Annotated in this window: 14 protein-coding genes and 1 pseudogene; 8 read left to right on the forward strand and 7 right to left on the reverse strand. The window is 43.8% G+C overall.

Translation table 11 applies throughout. The features are described from left to right. The first annotated feature begins 49 nt into the window (after positions 1–49). From AB4161_RS08025 to AB4161_RS08040, 4 genes and pseudogenes are all read left to right on the forward strand, one after another. A pseudogene (locus AB4161_RS08025) lies at positions 50–858 on the forward strand (SDR family NAD(P)-dependent oxidoreductase). A gap of 340 nt (positions 859–1198) precedes the next feature. Then, positions 1199–1543 carry a hypothetical protein gene (locus AB4161_RS08030; RefSeq protein WP_372083154.1) on the forward strand — a complete coding sequence of 115 codons (345 nt, stop codon included), beginning with the start codon at positions 1199–1201 and terminating at the stop codon, positions 1541–1543. Between the two features lie 126 nt (positions 1544–1669). After that, positions 1670–2839: a BamA/TamA family outer membrane protein gene (locus tag AB4161_RS08035; protein WP_372083155.1), complete on the forward strand. Its 1170-nt coding sequence runs from the start codon at positions 1670–1672 to the stop codon at positions 2837–2839. A gap of 9 nt (positions 2840–2848) precedes the next feature. Then, positions 2849–3637: a hypothetical protein gene (locus tag AB4161_RS08040; protein ID WP_372083156.1), complete on the forward strand. Its 789-nt coding sequence runs from the start codon at positions 2849–2851 to the stop codon at positions 3635–3637. Positions 3638–3834: 197 nt separating this feature from the next. Here AB4161_RS08040 and AB4161_RS08045 read toward each other — a convergent pair whose 3' ends face one another. From AB4161_RS08045 to AB4161_RS08055, 3 genes are all read right to left on the reverse strand, one after another. Next, entirely contained in the window at positions 3835–4821 is a 987-nt protein-coding gene (locus AB4161_RS08045; protein ID WP_372083157.1) for a Wzz/FepE/Etk N-terminal domain-containing protein, read from the reverse strand. 111 nt (positions 4822–4932) lie between these two features. After that, positions 4933–7602 carry an SLBB domain-containing protein gene (locus AB4161_RS08050; RefSeq protein ID WP_372083158.1) on the reverse strand — a complete coding sequence of 890 codons (2670 nt, stop codon included), beginning with the start codon at positions 7600–7602 and terminating at the stop codon, positions 4933–4935. A gap of 32 nt (positions 7603–7634) precedes the next feature. Then, a complete protein-coding gene (locus tag AB4161_RS08055; protein WP_372083159.1) occupies positions 7635–8747 on the reverse strand; it encodes a capsule assembly Wzi family protein in 1113 nt (370 codons plus the stop codon). Positions 8748–9449: 702 nt separating this feature from the next. Between AB4161_RS08055 and gpmM the strand changes: the two genes are divergently transcribed. From gpmM to AB4161_RS08075, 4 genes are all read left to right on the forward strand, one after another. Then, positions 9450–10982: a 2,3-bisphosphoglycerate-independent phosphoglycerate mutase gene (gene gpmM, locus AB4161_RS08060; RefSeq protein ID WP_372083160.1), complete on the forward strand. Its 1533-nt coding sequence runs from the start codon at positions 9450–9452 to the stop codon at positions 10980–10982. 823 nt (positions 10983–11805) lie between these two features. Further along, positions 11806–12090: a type II toxin-antitoxin system RelB/DinJ family antitoxin gene (locus AB4161_RS08065; RefSeq protein ID WP_372083161.1), complete on the forward strand. Its 285-nt coding sequence runs from the start codon at positions 11806–11808 to the stop codon at positions 12088–12090. Beyond that, positions 12087–12365: a type II toxin-antitoxin system RelE/ParE family toxin gene (locus tag AB4161_RS08070; protein ID WP_372083162.1), complete on the forward strand. Its 279-nt coding sequence runs from the start codon at positions 12087–12089 to the stop codon at positions 12363–12365. The genes AB4161_RS08065 and AB4161_RS08070 overlap by 4 nt, the downstream gene beginning before the upstream one ends. A gap of 287 nt (positions 12366–12652) precedes the next feature. Further along, positions 12653–13207, forward strand: coding sequence for a GTP pyrophosphokinase (locus AB4161_RS08075; protein ID WP_372083164.1), 555 nt, complete (start codon positions 12653–12655; stop codon positions 13205–13207). A gap of 350 nt (positions 13208–13557) precedes the next feature. On the opposite strand, the gene AB4161_RS08080 is transcribed toward AB4161_RS08075, so the two are convergent. The 4 genes from AB4161_RS08080 to AB4161_RS08095 form a co-directional block, all read right to left on the reverse strand. Continuing rightward, positions 13558–13875 (reverse strand): CcdB family protein, encoded by a 318-nt coding sequence (locus AB4161_RS08080; RefSeq protein ID WP_372083165.1) that lies wholly within the window; start codon positions 13873–13875, stop codon positions 13558–13560. Beyond that, entirely contained in the window at positions 13875–14120 is a 246-nt protein-coding gene (locus AB4161_RS08085) for a type II toxin-antitoxin system CcdA family antitoxin (protein WP_135455622.1), read from the reverse strand. Before AB4161_RS08085 ends, AB4161_RS08080 begins: the two co-directional genes overlap by 1 nt. A 260-nt stretch (positions 14121–14380) precedes the next feature. Then, positions 14381–14968, reverse strand: a complete 588-nt coding sequence (locus AB4161_RS08090) for a hypothetical protein (protein WP_372083166.1) — start codon at positions 14966–14968, stop codon at positions 14381–14383. Then, complete coding sequence (locus AB4161_RS08095; protein WP_372083167.1) at positions 14965–16128, reverse strand: Arm DNA-binding domain-containing protein; 1164 nt, start codon at positions 16126–16128, stop codon at positions 14965–14967. The genes AB4161_RS08090 and AB4161_RS08095 overlap by 4 nt, the downstream gene beginning before the upstream one ends. Between the last annotated feature and the right edge of the window lie 148 nt (positions 16129–16276).

Consider the following 16276-nt stretch of genomic DNA (forward strand, 5'->3'; position numbering starts at 1 on the left):
TCTTAAGATCCTGTCTATGTGTGAGCTCTACTTAATAACAGGTCAGGATATGAAATATTTGGTAACAGGTGCAGTGGGTTTCATTGGTAGCGCGACCGTTGAAAAGTTAAATGCGGCAGGTCACGAGGTTGTTGGTATCGATAATATCAACGACTACTTGACGTTAATTTGAAGCATGCTCGCCTTGAGCGTATCTCTCACTCTCAATTCCGTTTTATTGAGATGGATATTGCCGATCGTAGTGCAATTGAGACGTTATTTTCAAACGAGCAATTTGATAGAGTCATCTATTTAGCAGCGCAAGCTGGAGTACGTTATCTGATTGAAAACCCACACGCTTATGCAGAATCTAACTTGGTAGGACATCTTAATATTCTCGAAGGGTGTCGCCAATCGCAAGTGAAGCATCTAGTTTATGCATCCTCGAGTTCGATGTACGGGCTGAACTCTAAGGTGCCGTTTGCGACTATTGATAGCGTAGGTCATCCTGTATCACTTTATGCAGCGACAAAGAAGTCAAATGAATTGATGGCTCATAGCTATTCTCACTTTTACGATGTTCCAACAACTGGCTTACGTTTCTTCACTGTGTACGGTTCTTGGGGACGTCCAGATATGGCTCCTTACTCTGTGTACAATATTGGTCATGTTAACTTGATGGATTTTATCAAAGCGATAGAGAGTGAGCTCGCTATAGAAGCTAAGAAGAATTTTCGAGATATGCAGCCGGGTGATGTTTATCAAACTTACGCTGACACTGAAGACTTATTTCAAGCCACTGGCTTTAGGCCTCAAGTAAGTGTGAAAGAAGGCGTCGCTGAGTTTGTATCTTGGTATAAGCGTTTTTACAACAAGTAACTGTGTTTGATTAAAACTTAGCTTTGCGTATTGCTAGGTGTTCTATCTAACTTAATATGGCAGCCATTAGTTTATAAATAACGTTCGGTGGTTTTCCGTATTGGAAGTATCCTCTGATATCAACCCCTGCCTAACAAGCGTCTTATTCTTGATTAGATTTAATTTCAAAAATTTTCATTAAAAAGTAATAAGAGGTTACAAAGGGGCGTTATCCGTTATCCGCATAACACCTTAACTATTGTGTCAATGACGCGGAGAAGCAACCTGGTTTTTACTTTTTTTTGATAGAGTTGTGGCTATAATGTTCGTTATTTTTCTAATCAAGTGTGACAACGATTCAATGAAAACAATGTTAAGTGCGCTAGGGCTCATCACTTTGTTAGGTGGGTGCGCCTCTGTCGATAAACTAGAAGTCATTGGTCCTGGAATGACACATGATGAAGTGACTGCGGAATTGGGCACCCCTGAACGAGTGAGTCAAAATACCAATCAGCAACAGTATCACTATACCTTGCGAGAGGCACCGCATTGGTGGGCGCTAACGGGGTGTGTTACGTTACCTGCTGTGATCCCAACACTGGGTGTTATGTGGGCTTCTGACGGCTGCCTTGGTGAGTCGAAGCAGGTGAATATCGTGATGCGCGATGGGAAAGTGGTCGCTACGACTCTTGATGAGCTGAAGTAACCGGAGTCGTATGTCGATGTTCCCGCCTAAAGAGAGCAAGAGCGTGGATCTGCGTTAAGCCGAAAGAGTTAATATGCCTTTTCATTTTTACCAAAAATATTATTGCGATTTATTTCAAGGACGTCCATGAAGTCTACTTCTTTACCATTGTGTTCAGTATCCGTAGCACTGTTCAGTGCAGGTGTATTAGCTGAGCCTATTGAGCCTTTGTTTGAAACCCCAGAATATCTTGAGCACACCTGGGTGGATGATGTCTTGGATGTGTTTGGCGCGGATGGTGAGTTTGATGACAGCAAAACCATTGATATGAGCTACCTACCTACGGCGTACTACACTCCTGAGAAAAAGTTTGGTGTGGGGCTTTTGATGGTGGGGTTGTATCACACCGATGGTGCCGATGAGTCAACGCAACCTTCTTCGCTGGTGGTAAACTCGTTTGTTTCCCAGAATAAGTCTTATGGTGTGTCGATTGAGAATATGACTTATTTTGATCAAGGCAAGCAGCGTTTGCTTCTTGATGTGGATCTTCACAACGAAGCGTCGGTGTATTACGGCAAAGGTATTACTGCCGGGGATAAAGACAGTAATAAACATGAGTTTGATGAGGTGCTGTACTCTTTCAAGCCAACGTGGATGACAGCATTGGGTCCTCACTATTACCTAGGGGTTGGTGGTGATATTACGTATGCCAAGGCTGAAAAACTTGAAAATGTAGTCAATGACAGCAGCTCAACGCCATTTTATGAATTACCATCAGGCACAAGCGCCGGTGTGGTGTTATCAAGTGTGTATGATTCGCGCGATTATCGTTTGAATGCGAGTGATGGTTGGTTGTTCCAGCTTGATGCAGGCCTGTATCAGAATTTTGAAAGTGACAAAACGTATAGCCTTTATGATTTAGATGTGGCGAACTACATTAATCTTAATCCTGTCCCGGGTTTGGTTGCGTGGCAGGTACAAGGCCTTTTCAGTGAAGGCGATGTGCCATGGTATGCGATGCCAGACCTTGGCGGGTCGAGTGCGATGCGCGGCTATATTAAAGGGCGCTACCGTGATGAGCACATGTTGATGGGGCAGGTAGAGTACCGACTGCCGATCGTTCAGCGGCTAGGTATGGTGTTTTGGGGGGCTGCTGGCAGCGTTGCGCCTTCAGTGTCTAAGCTCAATGATGATATTCTTACCTCGGTTGGTACGGGGTTCCGTTTTCGTATCAAAGATAAAATTAACTTAAGAGCCGATGTGGGCGTTGGTCAGAATGAAACCGCCTTTTATCTTAACGTCAATGAAGTCTTTTAAGGTGTTCATATGATGAAGCTTCGAGCGGTAGGCTGTTTAGTTTTAACTGCAACTGTAACGCTGCTAATCAGTCCTGCTATAAAGGCGCAGCCACAGCAGCTACAAGATTCATCGCATCCACAAGCTTTATCGCACCCTCAGCAGTGCGAGAGAACCGCTTACTATCAGATTTATTTAAGTGGTATTCGCACCGGGTATATGCATCGTACGGAATCGTGGGAAGGAACCAACGCGACTATCATCTCACAAAGTAAGGCCAGTATTTTAGGTATTGGTACTCAATACGATCAACAGGCAACGCTTACTTGGTCGGAAGAGAGTGACAGCTGGCTGACGACCTCTTTTCATCAAGTTGTGTCGGGCTTTAAGAGCCGAGACATGAAAGTGAGTTTTTCTGATGACGGCAGTGAAACGCGGGTTGATCTTGATGGGGAAATCACAGAGTATCAAAATAACGGTGAGCCGCTTCGGGATGTTGACACGCTTTCAGTTCAGATACGCCAGTATGTGTTGGATGGGGATAGATCGTTCTCTTTAACTCGTCAAGCCACGGATGGGCCAGAGCCTTATGATTATGAGGTCCAAGATTTGACGTCGATTAAAGTCGTTAAGTGGGGTGAGATAGAGGTGATTCCGGTTAACCAGACGGGGGCAGAGCGCGTGACGTTTTGGTATGCCCCTTCGCTAGGCTACCAGTTAGTGAAAGCGCGTTATCACGGATTTTTGTTACGGGGAGGTGCAGAACTTCAGCAGTATCAGAGTAGTTGTGCAGATTTTACGGTGAAAGAAGAAGAGTAAATTTGCGACTTTTTGCTATGATTCTATGTTTACTTGGTACTAGTACCTAGGTTTGTGATGACTTTGAGAGAGGTGCATACAAATGGCAGATCTTTTTAGATGTTCGATTGCCAAAAGTATGCATCTTATTTCTTTTTATTAGAGTTTTTTCAGCTAGGTCGCTCTAGCTTGGAAAACTTATCGCCCTAAGCCTAAGCCTAAGCCTCCACGTCCTCTTCTTTCCTGAACGCAAATCGAACCAAGACAATCGCTACACCGAGCATACCGCCCAGTAACGTTGCTAACACACAAATAAGGGCACGCTTCGGTCCATCTTTCTCTTCTGGTGCTACTGCTGGGTCAATGGTCTTAAATACAAACTCATCGTCAACTTCGGCAAGCATTTGTGTTTTGTATTGCTCTTCAATCAAAGAGTAGAACATGTTTTGCAGTTCAGTGACTTGGGTTCGATTGATCTGCCCTTCTAAGTATTCAATTTTTGAACCGGCTTCAGAGAGCGCTTTCTCTTTCATCCATTTATTGATGTCTTTAACAATGAGCGTTACCCACTCTTGGGCAATGTAAGGAGACTTACTGATGATTGCGATAGTCACCATGCCGTTGTCTTTGTCTTCTGACACGCTGAAGATATCTTTAAATGCTTTATGCGCTTCCCATAAAGTCGGCTCTAAGGTTTCCCCCTCATCTTCATCAAATAACCACTCGTTAGACGTCTCATCATAGAGCTCACTGTCATAAGCAACTTTATTGGAATCTTCGTTCCAAGACTCAATCGCCATTAAAGGGACTAAAAGGTCATGTTTTTGAATGAAGGCTTCAATGAACTTGCGTGATTGTAATACAGCCAATGCTTCGACCTTCGGATCTGCAGTATCACCTCCCCCTATATTTACGCCAGCAATCGCAGCTAGTCCGCCCAGTGAGCCAGAAAGGCCGCCACTGCTACTTGATTGAGTCGGGGTTAGCAAGACATTCGACTTATAAGTATTTGGTTGAGAAAGCGCGAACAATACCCCCCCCACAGCAAAGACAAATGTCGTTAAGATAATGATCCATTTGCCCTGCCAGATCGCCTTGAATAGTTCTCTTAGATCAATTTCATCATCGGCCGCTTGTTGCTGCGGAAAATAGCCCGGAGGAAATGGATATTGATTTTCATTGTTTGGAGTTTGGGATTTCGACATTTTCATCATTCTATTAAGGACAACGCAATGTTGTCTAAACCTATCCCTCCCCCCTTATTCAAAAAAGGGGGAGGCATGCATTTGATACTAACTAGCTATTAAGTGTTGCCACTAGTCCTTGATCGCGCTCCAAGCAACACCCAATTGATACATGATTTGAGTTGCCGAGGTGATCGTGCTCAATCCATCTAGGTAGTCCACATCAATTGGTACTATGATGGTATCACCTGGACGAAGTGACTCGCTGTTACGGCTAAACCAATATGAGTTATTTGGAATCATCACAGAGCCATCAGCACGAACCACATAAACTCGGTCCGAATCTGCTTGCTTTTTGGTGCCGCCAGCTAGGTTGATATAGTCATCCACCGTCTTAGCATTGTCGAAAGTGTGAGTCGATGTAAACTGAACTTCACCAATAATAGAAACGGTCTTTTCAAATTCAGGTATGTAAAGCTTATCGCCGTTGGCTACCATTAGGTTCGCGTCTTCATCACCTTCAATAATAGCGGGTAAATCTATCACCATACGTCCCAAGGCTGGTGTTGAATTTAAACTCTGAACCAATTGCATCGCTTCTGATGGGCTAGATGAGAAACTTGCCGATGAACTGTTTTTACGTAACGTTAGGTTCGCTATTTGCGTTTCTAATTCGCGCTGCAGGTATTTCATTTCACGCTGCTCTCGGACTTTCAGCTTTTCTCTTGAAAATACCGAGCCTTGTGGGTAAGCAAATTGTGTCAAGCCTCCCGCTCGTTGTATTACTTCCTGAATCGTATCCCCTCGGTTTACTGCATACCTGCCAGGGAACATAACTTCACCTTGTAACTCTATAACCATCTCAGATTGCCAAGAGGGCTTTTTGAATACAATCAGTCGATCTTTAGACTCTAGGCGGGAGTCAGCCGCAGGGTTACCTGCTAACAGCGCACTTAGGTCGATTCGTTGATGCTTGATAACTTCGGTTTGGTCCATACCATTACCAGCATTAAAGCGACTCAGTTCGGCTTCGATTGTAAAGGCTGACTCTAATAAACCACCGGCAGCGGTAACAAGGTCTGCAGAACTCATCCCTTTTGCTAATGGGTACAAGCCAGGGTATTTTACGTCACCACTGATCTCCACTAATTTTACGGGTGAGCCTTCTTTTGACTGTGAACGAAGTCGTTCAATAATAGGTTCAAGTTCTCTTTCTCGATGCGATAGGCTTTTCGTATTTACAATATCTGAGATATTCGTCTGAGTGTCAGCGTGTTCTTGAACATCGCCATGAATGACAGCCCCTGTTTCAGCATCAATTCGACTGTCTACTTTTGAATTTGCTTGCGACGCTTTTTCTTTTTCTTTTTCTTTTTCTAACTGAAGTTTCTCAATCTCTAAGTTAGCCTGACTTCGTGAACTCTTTCCAAACCAATATTCAGTGTCAATATCATTAGTCAAAACAAAGATATGGTCTCGATTCTTAAGAACAACGTCATTTTTAGAACCTGGGGATGTAATTGCTTTCCCTAGATTGAATTGAAGAACTTCCACTTCGCCGCGTGGTTCTACTTCGCGAACAATAAGTGCATAGTCAAGGTCAGCCGTAGCACTTAAATCTTTGTCAATTGAAGACACAATATCAGAGACTCTCATACCTGGTCGATATTCGTACCCCCCCTGACGTACTGCTTGACCTCGCAGGCCAACTGCATTTATTGGGTAGTCGCTTACTAGGCCTAAATGGATTTCATCGCCGTCTTTTACTTTGTAATTTTGACCAGAGGATTTTGTAAGATCTACTGTCTCCATAACAGTTCCAGATTGAGTCTTACGCTTTATGGTGACACTGCCAAGATATGCTGTTGCTTTTGTTCCACCAGCATAACTCAGAACTTTTGATAACGATGTTGGTTTCGTTAGTTCAAAGTGTGCAGGACGAAGCACTTCACCATCGACGGTAATGGTCGATTTCTTAGGTGGTATGAATAAAGTATCGCCTTTTTCTAAACGAACATCTTGACTACTGTCACCGTTAAGAAGCAGGTTGTACATATCTAATACAGCAACCACTTTGCCTTCACGCTTAAGTTGCACTTTTCTCAGTGAGCCCGTTTCTTTTACGCCACCAGCAGCAATTAAAGCTTGGGTTAGTGTTGTAACACCATTAACGTTATAAGCTCCAGGAACCGTCGCTTCCCCGGTAATATACACTTGCATCATGCGCATGTTGCCCATCGAAACTAGTACATTACCGCCAATGATACGTTCTTTGATTAACCCGACAAGCTCATCATTTACCTGACTGAATGATTTGCCAGACACACTAACAGGACCAATACGTGGTAAGGATATTTGACCGTTACGATCGACTGTAACTAAGGTGTCACCATCTTCTTTACCGAACATTTGGATGCGAATTTCATCCCCAGGACCAACAACGTAGTCGTTTGGTACCGGGACACTATCGAATGTATTAAACGAGTCTGGAGTACCTTTGAATACATCATACCCGAAAGCTTGAATACCCGAAGGCTCGGCAATCTTGTCTTTATTCTCTTTATTTTCAATAGGTAAAGTTGTTGTTCTTTCTGGTGCTGCAACCGGTTCTTGAGTATTTGATTGTGATGAACCCGAATTTAGGGCGCTTAAATCAAAACCATATTGACGAGCCAGTTGCTCTTGTTGAGCTTTTGGTAGTTTCTTAAATTGTTCGATTTGCGCTGACGTTGGTTGATTAGCCCAAGCAAACTGACTGAGAATAATCGATGTTGCCAACGTGGCTTTAATAAACAGCTTCATGTGATATTTAGGTTCCTTGCTAACGATACGAGTTAGTAACGATATTCATAACCAAAGACAAAATTAGGCTCATCAATGGTTTTATTTGGTGATGTGTAATCTACGTACCCGATTCCGAAGCTAAACATGCCTTGCTGGAATGGGATTTGATAATCAATTTGTGTCGCGGTCTCTGCGGTTTGCTCCGCTTGGGAGTCTCTGTAAACAACACTTACTCGATGGTCATTCATGAGTTGAGCATAAAGAGCGACAGAAACGCTGTCACCCCAAAGTACTGAGGTCTGATCGTTCAATAGTTGTTGTTGTGCGTCAGTCCAAGTATCTCGATCTTGTTCATCGACGGTTTGACCTTCAATGACCAGAGTTAATTCTGCACCCCAATAATGAGCTTGTCCTTCCCAACCATAAGTGATTGCAGACGTTTTTTCTCCTAGCTCAATCTCTTGCCAGTTAGCATAGATAGCATGTGATAAATTTTGTAATTTCGGGAGGGTAAGACGACCATCGACACCATAACTGTTCAATGCATCATCTTGCTTGTCTGCATCCGATAATTGATAGTTAAGCCCAAGCTCAAAAGCGCGCAGTGGTTTTGCTGATAAGCGATTTAACCAAAGGTAGTTGCTCTCTTGGTCTATGTAGTTGACAGCAGAATCAAAGTTCCAGAAACCTATTACAGGGGCTTTGTCTCCAACCCAAGAAAATTGAAGGGTTGGGGAGGTTTCACCAAAGCTACCTTGCTGCAAATTATGTTGCCAAGTTGGCCCCCACCATCGCTCTAAATAGCCGATAGTGAATAAGGCTGCCCCCGAATTTAATGTGAGATGGGAGCCTTTAAAATTCGCTTGAGTGTCGTAATCAGATTCTGTACCTGATTGACCTGCACTTGGCTCAATACTGTCGGCATAGTTGATGTTCAAACGAAAGGAAAAATCATCTTCCATATGATCATAACTCGAGTAGACACCCCAGTGATCTGTTCCAACAGAGCCAAATCCAAGGTGTGTTTCAGGGCTTGATTGATACACGGCCTTAGCCATGACATTACCTCGAGCAAACTGAGCGTTGCTCATAGCATGTCGTAAATGCTGAACAGCAAAACGAGTATTGTCTGGGGTGTGTTTTTGCTTTATTTGATCACCCACAGTATTCCAACGAAGTGGGTAACTGCTAATTGGCGCCTGTAACAATAAGTTGTCTGAGAGTTTGTGTAGTGATGCTCTTAAAAATGGGTCTTGGGTCTCAATCCATGGAGAAGCAAAAACACAAGGGGACATTAATACTGAAAAGGGGATTAAGACATGGGTACATACAGCACGATGGTGTATTCGTCCCTTAAAGAATTTTTCTTTCATTTCGATGTCCGGAGTTAGCCTACTATATTAGCGATAAAAGCAGCAAATGCTATTCAGAGCGTACACGCTACCGCCCTTAGGTTTGGCTCCTACAGGCAATCTAAATGTGAATACTATTACTTTTTGGCTAGTAATTCTACTGACGAGGGACGTTGGTGTCACGCTTAAATACAAATGTGTGCCTTTTTAATCGGTATGCATCTAATTGTCATTGCCAGCCCGTTTGTTAAGTGGACATTTCTAAGTATGGTTACTTAAGTATTGATGTTCATCTATACTCAACTGAGTGCTCTTTTGGCCGCCATTTAATCTGATCTAACTTCAATGTATTCTGGATACTAGCTTCTCCTAAAGTGATGCTTTTTTTCATGTCCGGCCTCCCTACCTGCGCCCTTTCTTGATCTTCCGCTACAGTTTTGACTGTAAACTGTAGTAAAATTACGCTAATTTGTTTTTATACCGATTTATTTTGAATTGAACGAGGTCAGTCCTATGTCAGCTAAGAAGCCAATGGCTCTAGTGATCCTTGACGGTTACGGTTACCGTGAAGACAACCAAGACAACGCTATCGCGAACGCTAAGACTCCAGTTTTAGACGGTCTTATTGCTAACCAACCTAACACGCTAATCTCGGCTTCTGGCTTAGATGTAGGCCTACCTGATGGCCAAATGGGTAACTCTGAAGTGGGTCACACCAACATTGGTGCGGGTCGCGTGGTATACCAAGATCTTACTCGTATTACTAAGTCCATTTCAGACGGCGAATTCGGCCAAACTGAAACGCTGGTTAACGCTATCGATAAAGCGGTGAAAGCTGAGAAAGCGGTTCACATCATGGGCCTTATGTCTCCAGGTGGCGTTCACTCTCATGAAGATCACATCTACGCCGCTGTTGAAATGGCAGCAGAGCGTGGCGCAGAGAAAATCTACCTACACGCTTTCCTAGACGGTCGTGATACGCCACCACGTAGCGCTGAAAACACACTGGCACGTTTCCAAGAGTTGTTCGCTAAGCTAGGGAAAGGTCGTGTTGCTTCGCTTATTGGTCGTTACTACGCAATGGACCGTGATAACAACTGGGATCGCGTTCAAGAATCTTACGACCTGCTGACTCAAGCAAAAGCAGAGTTCACATTCGACACTGCAGTAGCTGGCCTAGAAGCGGCTTACGCTCGTGACGAAAACGATGAGTTCGTTAAAGCGACTGAAATCAAAGCGGAAGGTGAAGAGTCTGCCGCTATCGTTGATGGCGATACGGTTATCTTCATGAACTACCGTGCTGACCGTGCTCGTGAAATTACACGTGCATTCGTTCCTGATTTCGATGGTTTTGCTCGTAACGTATTCCCAGCGATCGATTTCGTGATGCTGACTCAATACGCAGCCGATATTCCACTGCTATGTGCATTCCCACCGGCTTCTCTAGAGAACACTTACGGTGAATGGCTATCGAAAGAAGGCAAAACGCAGCTACGTATCTCTGAAACAGAGAAATACGCACACGTGACGTTCTTCTTCAACGGCGGTAAAGAAGACGAGTTTGAAGGCGAAGAGCGTCAGCTTGTTGCTTCTCCAAAAGTGGCGACTTACGACCTACAGCCAGAAATGAGCGCACCAGAGCTAACTGAAAAGCTTGTTGCAGCAATCAAAGGCGGCAAATACGACGCTATCGTTTGTAACTTCCCTAACTGTGACATGGTTGGCCACACTGGCGTATACGATGCAGCGGTTAAAGCGGTAGAGTCGCTAGACGAATGTCTTGGCAAAGTGGTTGAAGCAATCAAAGAAGCCGATGGCCAACTGCTTATCACAGCAGACCATGGTAACGCAGAAATGATGGTAAACCCAGAAACGGGCGGCATCCACACGGCGCACACTAACCTACCAGTGCCACTTATCTACGTAGGTAACAAAGACGTTGAGTTCAAAGAGGGCGGTAAGCTGTCTGACCTAGCACCAACGATGCTTTCTCTGTCTGGTATTGATATCCCAGCTGAAATGTCAGGCGATGTGATCGTTAAATAGTCAGTAGTTAAATAGTTGTTTGGCTCAGCGGTTCACGTTGAGCTTTAATGATTTTGAAAGCCCGCACTTCAAAGTGCGGGCTTTTTTATAGATGCGAGATACGAGTAAACGAGATACGAAGAGCTAAGAGCAGATTCGGGATGCGGGTAAACGAGTAGCGAAGAGCTTTAAAGACAGGAATTGGGTGAGAAAAATATGCAGGGGAGAACAGAAGGGCACGACCTTAAATAAAAGACGAAAAGAACGGCCTTGATGAATATCGAAAGAGTGACATTGCTCGAATGATTAGATAGCTTAAGGTTCATACTATACTTGTCTTTGACCTTATCACTAGGCCGTTTATATGAACTCAAACCGTTTGAAGCAACGACTGCAAAACTCAATGAAAGCGCAGCAAAGCCCATATTGACACTGATGGGATTAAACTCAAATAATCGAGCGTATGTTTATTAGCGTGCCGATGGTGTTGATTATTGATACATAATACCAAGCGTTGTAAATAATTGCGCATCCTAGCTGGTTAAAACGCTCGATAACTGCGTTACAATTTGTGATTGCTTGCCCTAAAGCCGCTCCCTATTCAAAACATCCCCTAAATTCGAGTTCAATTAACCAATAATTAAGCTGAGCAATGTATTCGAGGTGTTGTGATTTAAAGGAAAATCAGCTCCGGAAAAACCTTGGATGCAGGCGATAAATTCTGTAGTTGGCTCTCATTGAACGTGTACAGTGAAAGCATCGTGAAATCTTAAAGGCTCGTTAGTTGCCATCTAGCGCGCTGGTGCTAACATTTGTGTGTACAGTGCTTTTCAAGGAACTACTCATGGATGCTAGAATCCAATTTCGTGTTGATGACGAAACAAAACGCCTAGCTCAGCAACTGGCTGAGAGCCAAGGTCGCACTCTTAGTGATGCTTGCCGTGAACTGACAGAACAAATGGCAGAGCATCAAAGAAAGGCATTATCTCATGATGCTTGGTTAACGGAACAAGTAAAACTTGCTTTTGAAAAGTATGACTCTGGTAAAGCGGTGTTTATTAACAATGATTCAGCCAAATCTCGAATGGAAGCCCGTAAAGCGAGGATTCGTAGCCGAGGTCAACAATGATTTTATGGGAAGAAGAGTCTCTTAATGATCGAGAGAAGATCTTTGAATTCCTCTACGACTTTAATCCAGAGGTAGCTGAAAGAACCGATAATATTATTGAAGCCAAAGTCGAAAACTTGCTTGAGCAACCTTTAATGGGAGTGCAACGTGAAGGCGCTCAAGGCAGACTACTCATTATTTCTGAAGTTTCGATGATTGTTTCATATTGGGTTGAAGGTTCAATTATCCGTATTATGCGAGCTCTACATCAGAAGCAAAAATTCCCTACAGACTAATGTGATGTGAAAAATACAGGACACCCAAGTATTTGGCGGTCTCTAAATTGGTACCTAGGCTTACTTTATCAATTTAGATTTCGCGCACTGGTGGTCAGGATGACTCAAGCATGTTCAACTCAAGTTTCCCTTCAAGATACGGCGTACTATCATGGAAAGCGATTGGCTTATGCCGAGAGGCGCTTTTGTGGCTTTTGCTTTAGCTTCCATTCCCAAACTTGCTATACTTCCATCTGTATTTAATCATGTCAGATTATTCATCAGTCCGTTAAAATCATGGAGGTGGGATGAAGGAGCAAGTTAAAAAACTCATTGAAGAGATCAATAGAATTCACAAAGAGTTTTCAGAGTCTTGCTTTGAGCAGGGGATGTTTGAGCAAGTGAAGCTATCTAGGACAATCTCGAACGTCCCTGCCTCTCATATCTATAAATACCGCTTAGTGCTTCATGAAAGTATCAATGACTATCTCATGACCTCCCATATTGAGTTGAAATACTTTTATCGAGTAAAAACAAGAGAAAGTATCGACGATAAAATTGCGCGTTATAGTGAGCGCGACAATCAGTATCCGGTGAACAATTGGCTCAATGATATTTTTGGGGCAAGGATTATATTAACCAAGTCCGAGATCGCAGAAGTGATGGAAGAGCTGGATAACTGGCAAGATGAACTTGGTTTGAAAAACTGGTATTTGCGCGATAAGGAAGGCTATAAAGGACTTCACATCTATTTTAAAAATAGAAGTAACTTTTACTTTCCGTGGGAACTTCAAATTTGGGATAAAGAAGATTTGAGGTCGAATATCGAAAACCATGAGAAGTTTAAGCGAAGCTTTATTTAAGGTTCATCACGGATACACGACAACAGCCATGTGTTGTAAGCGTCTTTAAATCGACTCATTCAATCCTTTCAATAAACGTCGTAACCTTTAACTTTGCTCGTTAAAGGTACTCGTAAATGTCTCAGCATCGATCTCAACAAGAATGGCTACGCCTTGAAGCGGGGCATGCTCTCTTCATGTGCCTCGGAATGTGATTCCTCAGTGGTTCGGTCTTCTATTGAAGGAGCTTGCTGTTGTATGAAAATGTATCCTTGATACCTCTGCTATCTATCTTCACAAAGCCCCTTTCATGTGGACTTGGTGGTGAAAGCGAAGGTGAGCTCACCGGAGCTATTGGCGTATATCGAGCGTTACATGCCAGTAATCAGAAAGTCAATAGCAGCAATGATTTCGTTTCTAAATGTACTCAATTCATTGACTGGTTCACGTAACATCTTAGTCGGCACACTTGCCATTTGGTGAGTGAGGATCACGAAGTCACCTTCATCAATATGGATTACTGGGCATAGGTGAGTAGGGGCTTTCTTTTCTAACATTTCAACTGGTGTTAATGGGATCACCAGTCGGGTATTTAGCGTATCAAGCATTTCACTTTGAACATCAACAAAGTATGGATAAGCGGTAGCAGTGCTTTTATCGTTATTTTGGTAGAGTGAAAACTGTGACATTAGAATATTCTGTAAGAATCGGAAAACAGACTGTGGTTTTCGGTTAGTTCGTTGCAAGCACTGATAGCATCTGCATTCTGCTCCAACCACTCAGTTTTACGGCGTTGGCTCACTTCTTTTTCAAGCGCTTTTTCCATTGTTGCTGAGAGGTTTATATTCAGGCGCTTAGCTTCAGCGAGTAATTCGCTATTTAAGCTTAAGTTTGCAGCTTTTTTAGGCGCTTGCGTGCTATATGCGTTTCTCATGATAATTACCTATGCGTATTTAAGGTGCGCATTAAGTATAGGTACATGAAAGGCATATAACAAGCGGGTATGAATCACATGGCTATTGTTTGTAGTGGCCTAGTTAATTTGGCCACCTGATTAAGAGGTGATGTATGATCATCTCGAGACTAAAACAGGTGACATTATGACTAAGCGTGAAAGACGCACTTTCTGAGTTTAAACTTGAATGAAAAATACGGGTCACACATGTTATCGGTATTCCCGTGTTATCAGGAGCGCTAGTCTTGCCACTGCCAAGGCACTTGCCTGTACTGATATCGGTTGAGCTGAAACGACACCGCTTTCTTGATGGTCGTGTAGCTGTAACACTGCCTGTTATGCGGCTTATCGATAATGACGGTCTTCTCGCCATAACAAATATCACTGCGTGGATCTTGGCAATGTTCATACAAAGCAAAAGATAACGCTTGGCACCATTGAAGGTGTTTTTCCCACACCATCGATCTATCCAAATGCCCATCCGTTTGTTTAAGTGCGCAGTAGTACTTCGTTAAAGTCAGCCCAGGGGACTGAGCGTGTAATCGAACATCGTGAAACATAGCCATGCCCGAGGTCATCATACTGTCGGCGTACTTATCGAGTACCAATTGCAACCTTGGATCTTCCATAAAACGCTCATAACATTGCTTGGCTATCGCTTCTAAACGGCGTTGTTCGTTCAATGAACTTAACGCCATTTCTTGTTTGTTGCCGATGAGTGTATAAACCGAAGGCAGTTCAGAGCCTAATGCAAAGGCGCACAGTTGATCATTATCCGTTAGGTTTTGATGGAAGTATTGAGCGCGGTTAAAGGTCAGTATCATCATGCCGCGCCTCCTAACATCATGTCGTTAAACGCGTTCCCGTCTTGTCTGGAAGCATTGGCGACATAAGGGGCGTACACCTCAAACAGTAGCTTGGTGTCGCTGTGTCCTAATTTGTGTGAGATAAAAAGTGGATTCTCATGCGCAGCAATGTGCAGCACCGCAGCGGTATGGCGCGTTTCGTAAGCGCGACGTGGTTTCAGGCCTGCTTTTTTCAACGTTGGGTGCCAAACATGCTTGCTGATGTAATGCGTATCTAACCCTTGTCCTGTTTTAGAGGGAAACACAAATGGGCTGCACTCATCTCTCATTTCCCACTGACGTTTTAGCGCTGCGAACAAGGTGTCGCACATCTGCAAATCACGACGAGATTTGGGTGTTTTCACATCGCAAATTTCCCCATTCACATAATTTTGTCTAACGCGAATCAAGCGATGGTCAAAATCAATGTGCTCCCAATACAGGCCATGCACTTCACAACTTCGCATGCCCGTCCAAAATCGCAGTAAAAAATAATCATGCCATTGCGTATCACAGCATTCTAAGAAAGTACGGACTTCATCCATGGTCAGCGGTTTCGAATCCGCTTTTTCCTCTTTCAGGGATTTGTAGCGTCGAAATGGGTAATCAAAGTGATGCTCTTCGGCGGCGAGGCTCAGAATGGCAATCAGCGGCCATAAAATATTATTGATGCGCTTGTTGGTGAGTTGTCGCTCGCCATTAGCCTTACGAGCTTCTTGCAGCGTCTGACGAAAAAATTCCACTTGAGAGAGCGACACTTCAGAGACTAAGGTATTGCCAAAGTGCGGAATGAGGTAGTGCTCAAGGGTGTTTTTTACCACGCCTTTATAACTCGCTTTCCAATTGCCTTTTTGACGCTCATACCACTGATTCGCAAAGTCATTGAAAAACGGATAAAGACGGTCGGGGTATTTATCTCGCTGTAAGGATTCAAACAAGGCCACTTTTTTACTGTCAGGGAAGTAGTCACGGTATTGAAAGGTGCCAAGGTCAATCTCGGCGTTCATTTGCTTGAGGGTGGCTTGAGCAAGCCTTAAGTTTTTCGGAGTGGCCATTTGCTGGGTGCCTTCGCGAAAGCGTTGGCCGTACAAATGAAGATCGAACTGAATGCGCCCATTAGGACGGATGCGAATATGAGCCATAGCGGCCTCCATTGATATCAGGTCTTAAATAGATCTGTCCCTCACCAATGGAATTCGCTAGAATCGAGCCATCGGCTGGGTCGGTTTAAACTCCTCGCAGCCGGTACGGGGTAGGGAGGTTGCCGCCTTCCTATCCCAACTGCATATT

This window comes from Vibrio sp. 10N.286.51.E5, from assembly GCF_041469125.1.
GTDB classification, from domain to species: Bacteria; Pseudomonadota; Gammaproteobacteria; order Enterobacterales; family Vibrionaceae; genus Vibrio; species Vibrio crassostreae_C.

Excerpts from the sequence above, each read along its gene's own strand:
- AB4161_RS08030 (WP_372083154.1), top strand. The coding sequence starts at position 1,199 with ATGAAAACAATGTTAAGTGCGCTAGGGCTCATCACTTTGTTAGGTGGG.
- AB4161_RS08035 (WP_372083155.1), top strand. The coding sequence starts at position 1,670 with ATGAAGTCTACTTCTTTACCATTGTGTTCAGTATCCGTAGCACTGTTC.
- AB4161_RS08040 (WP_372083156.1), top strand. The coding sequence starts at position 2,849 with ATGATGAAGCTTCGAGCGGTAGGCTGTTTAGTTTTAACTGCAACTGTA.
- AB4161_RS08045 (WP_372083157.1), bottom strand. The coding sequence starts at position 4,821 with ATGTCGAAATCCCAAACTCCAAACAATGAAAATCAATATCCATTTCCT.
- AB4161_RS08050 (WP_372083158.1), bottom strand. The coding sequence starts at position 7,602 with ATGAAGCTGTTTATTAAAGCCACGTTGGCAACATCGATTATTCTCAGT.
- gpmM (WP_372083160.1), top strand. The coding sequence starts at position 9,450 with ATGTCAGCTAAGAAGCCAATGGCTCTAGTGATCCTTGACGGTTACGGT.
- AB4161_RS08065 (WP_372083161.1), top strand. The coding sequence starts at position 11,806 with ATGGATGCTAGAATCCAATTTCGTGTTGATGACGAAACAAAACGCCTA.
- AB4161_RS08070 (WP_372083162.1), top strand. The coding sequence starts at position 12,087 with ATGATTTTATGGGAAGAAGAGTCTCTTAATGATCGAGAGAAGATCTTT.
- AB4161_RS08075 (WP_372083164.1), top strand. The coding sequence starts at position 12,653 with ATGAAGGAGCAAGTTAAAAAACTCATTGAAGAGATCAATAGAATTCAC.
- AB4161_RS08080 (WP_372083165.1), bottom strand. The coding sequence starts at position 13,875 with ATGTCACAGTTTTCACTCTACCAAAATAACGATAAAAGCACTGCTACC.
- AB4161_RS08085 (WP_135455622.1), bottom strand. The coding sequence starts at position 14,120 with ATGAGAAACGCATATAGCACGCAAGCGCCTAAAAAAGCTGCAAACTTA.
- AB4161_RS08090 (WP_372083166.1), bottom strand. The coding sequence starts at position 14,968 with ATGATGATACTGACCTTTAACCGCGCTCAATACTTCCATCAAAACCTA.
- AB4161_RS08095 (WP_372083167.1), bottom strand. The coding sequence starts at position 16,128 with ATGGCTCATATTCGCATCCGTCCTAATGGGCGCATTCAGTTCGATCTT.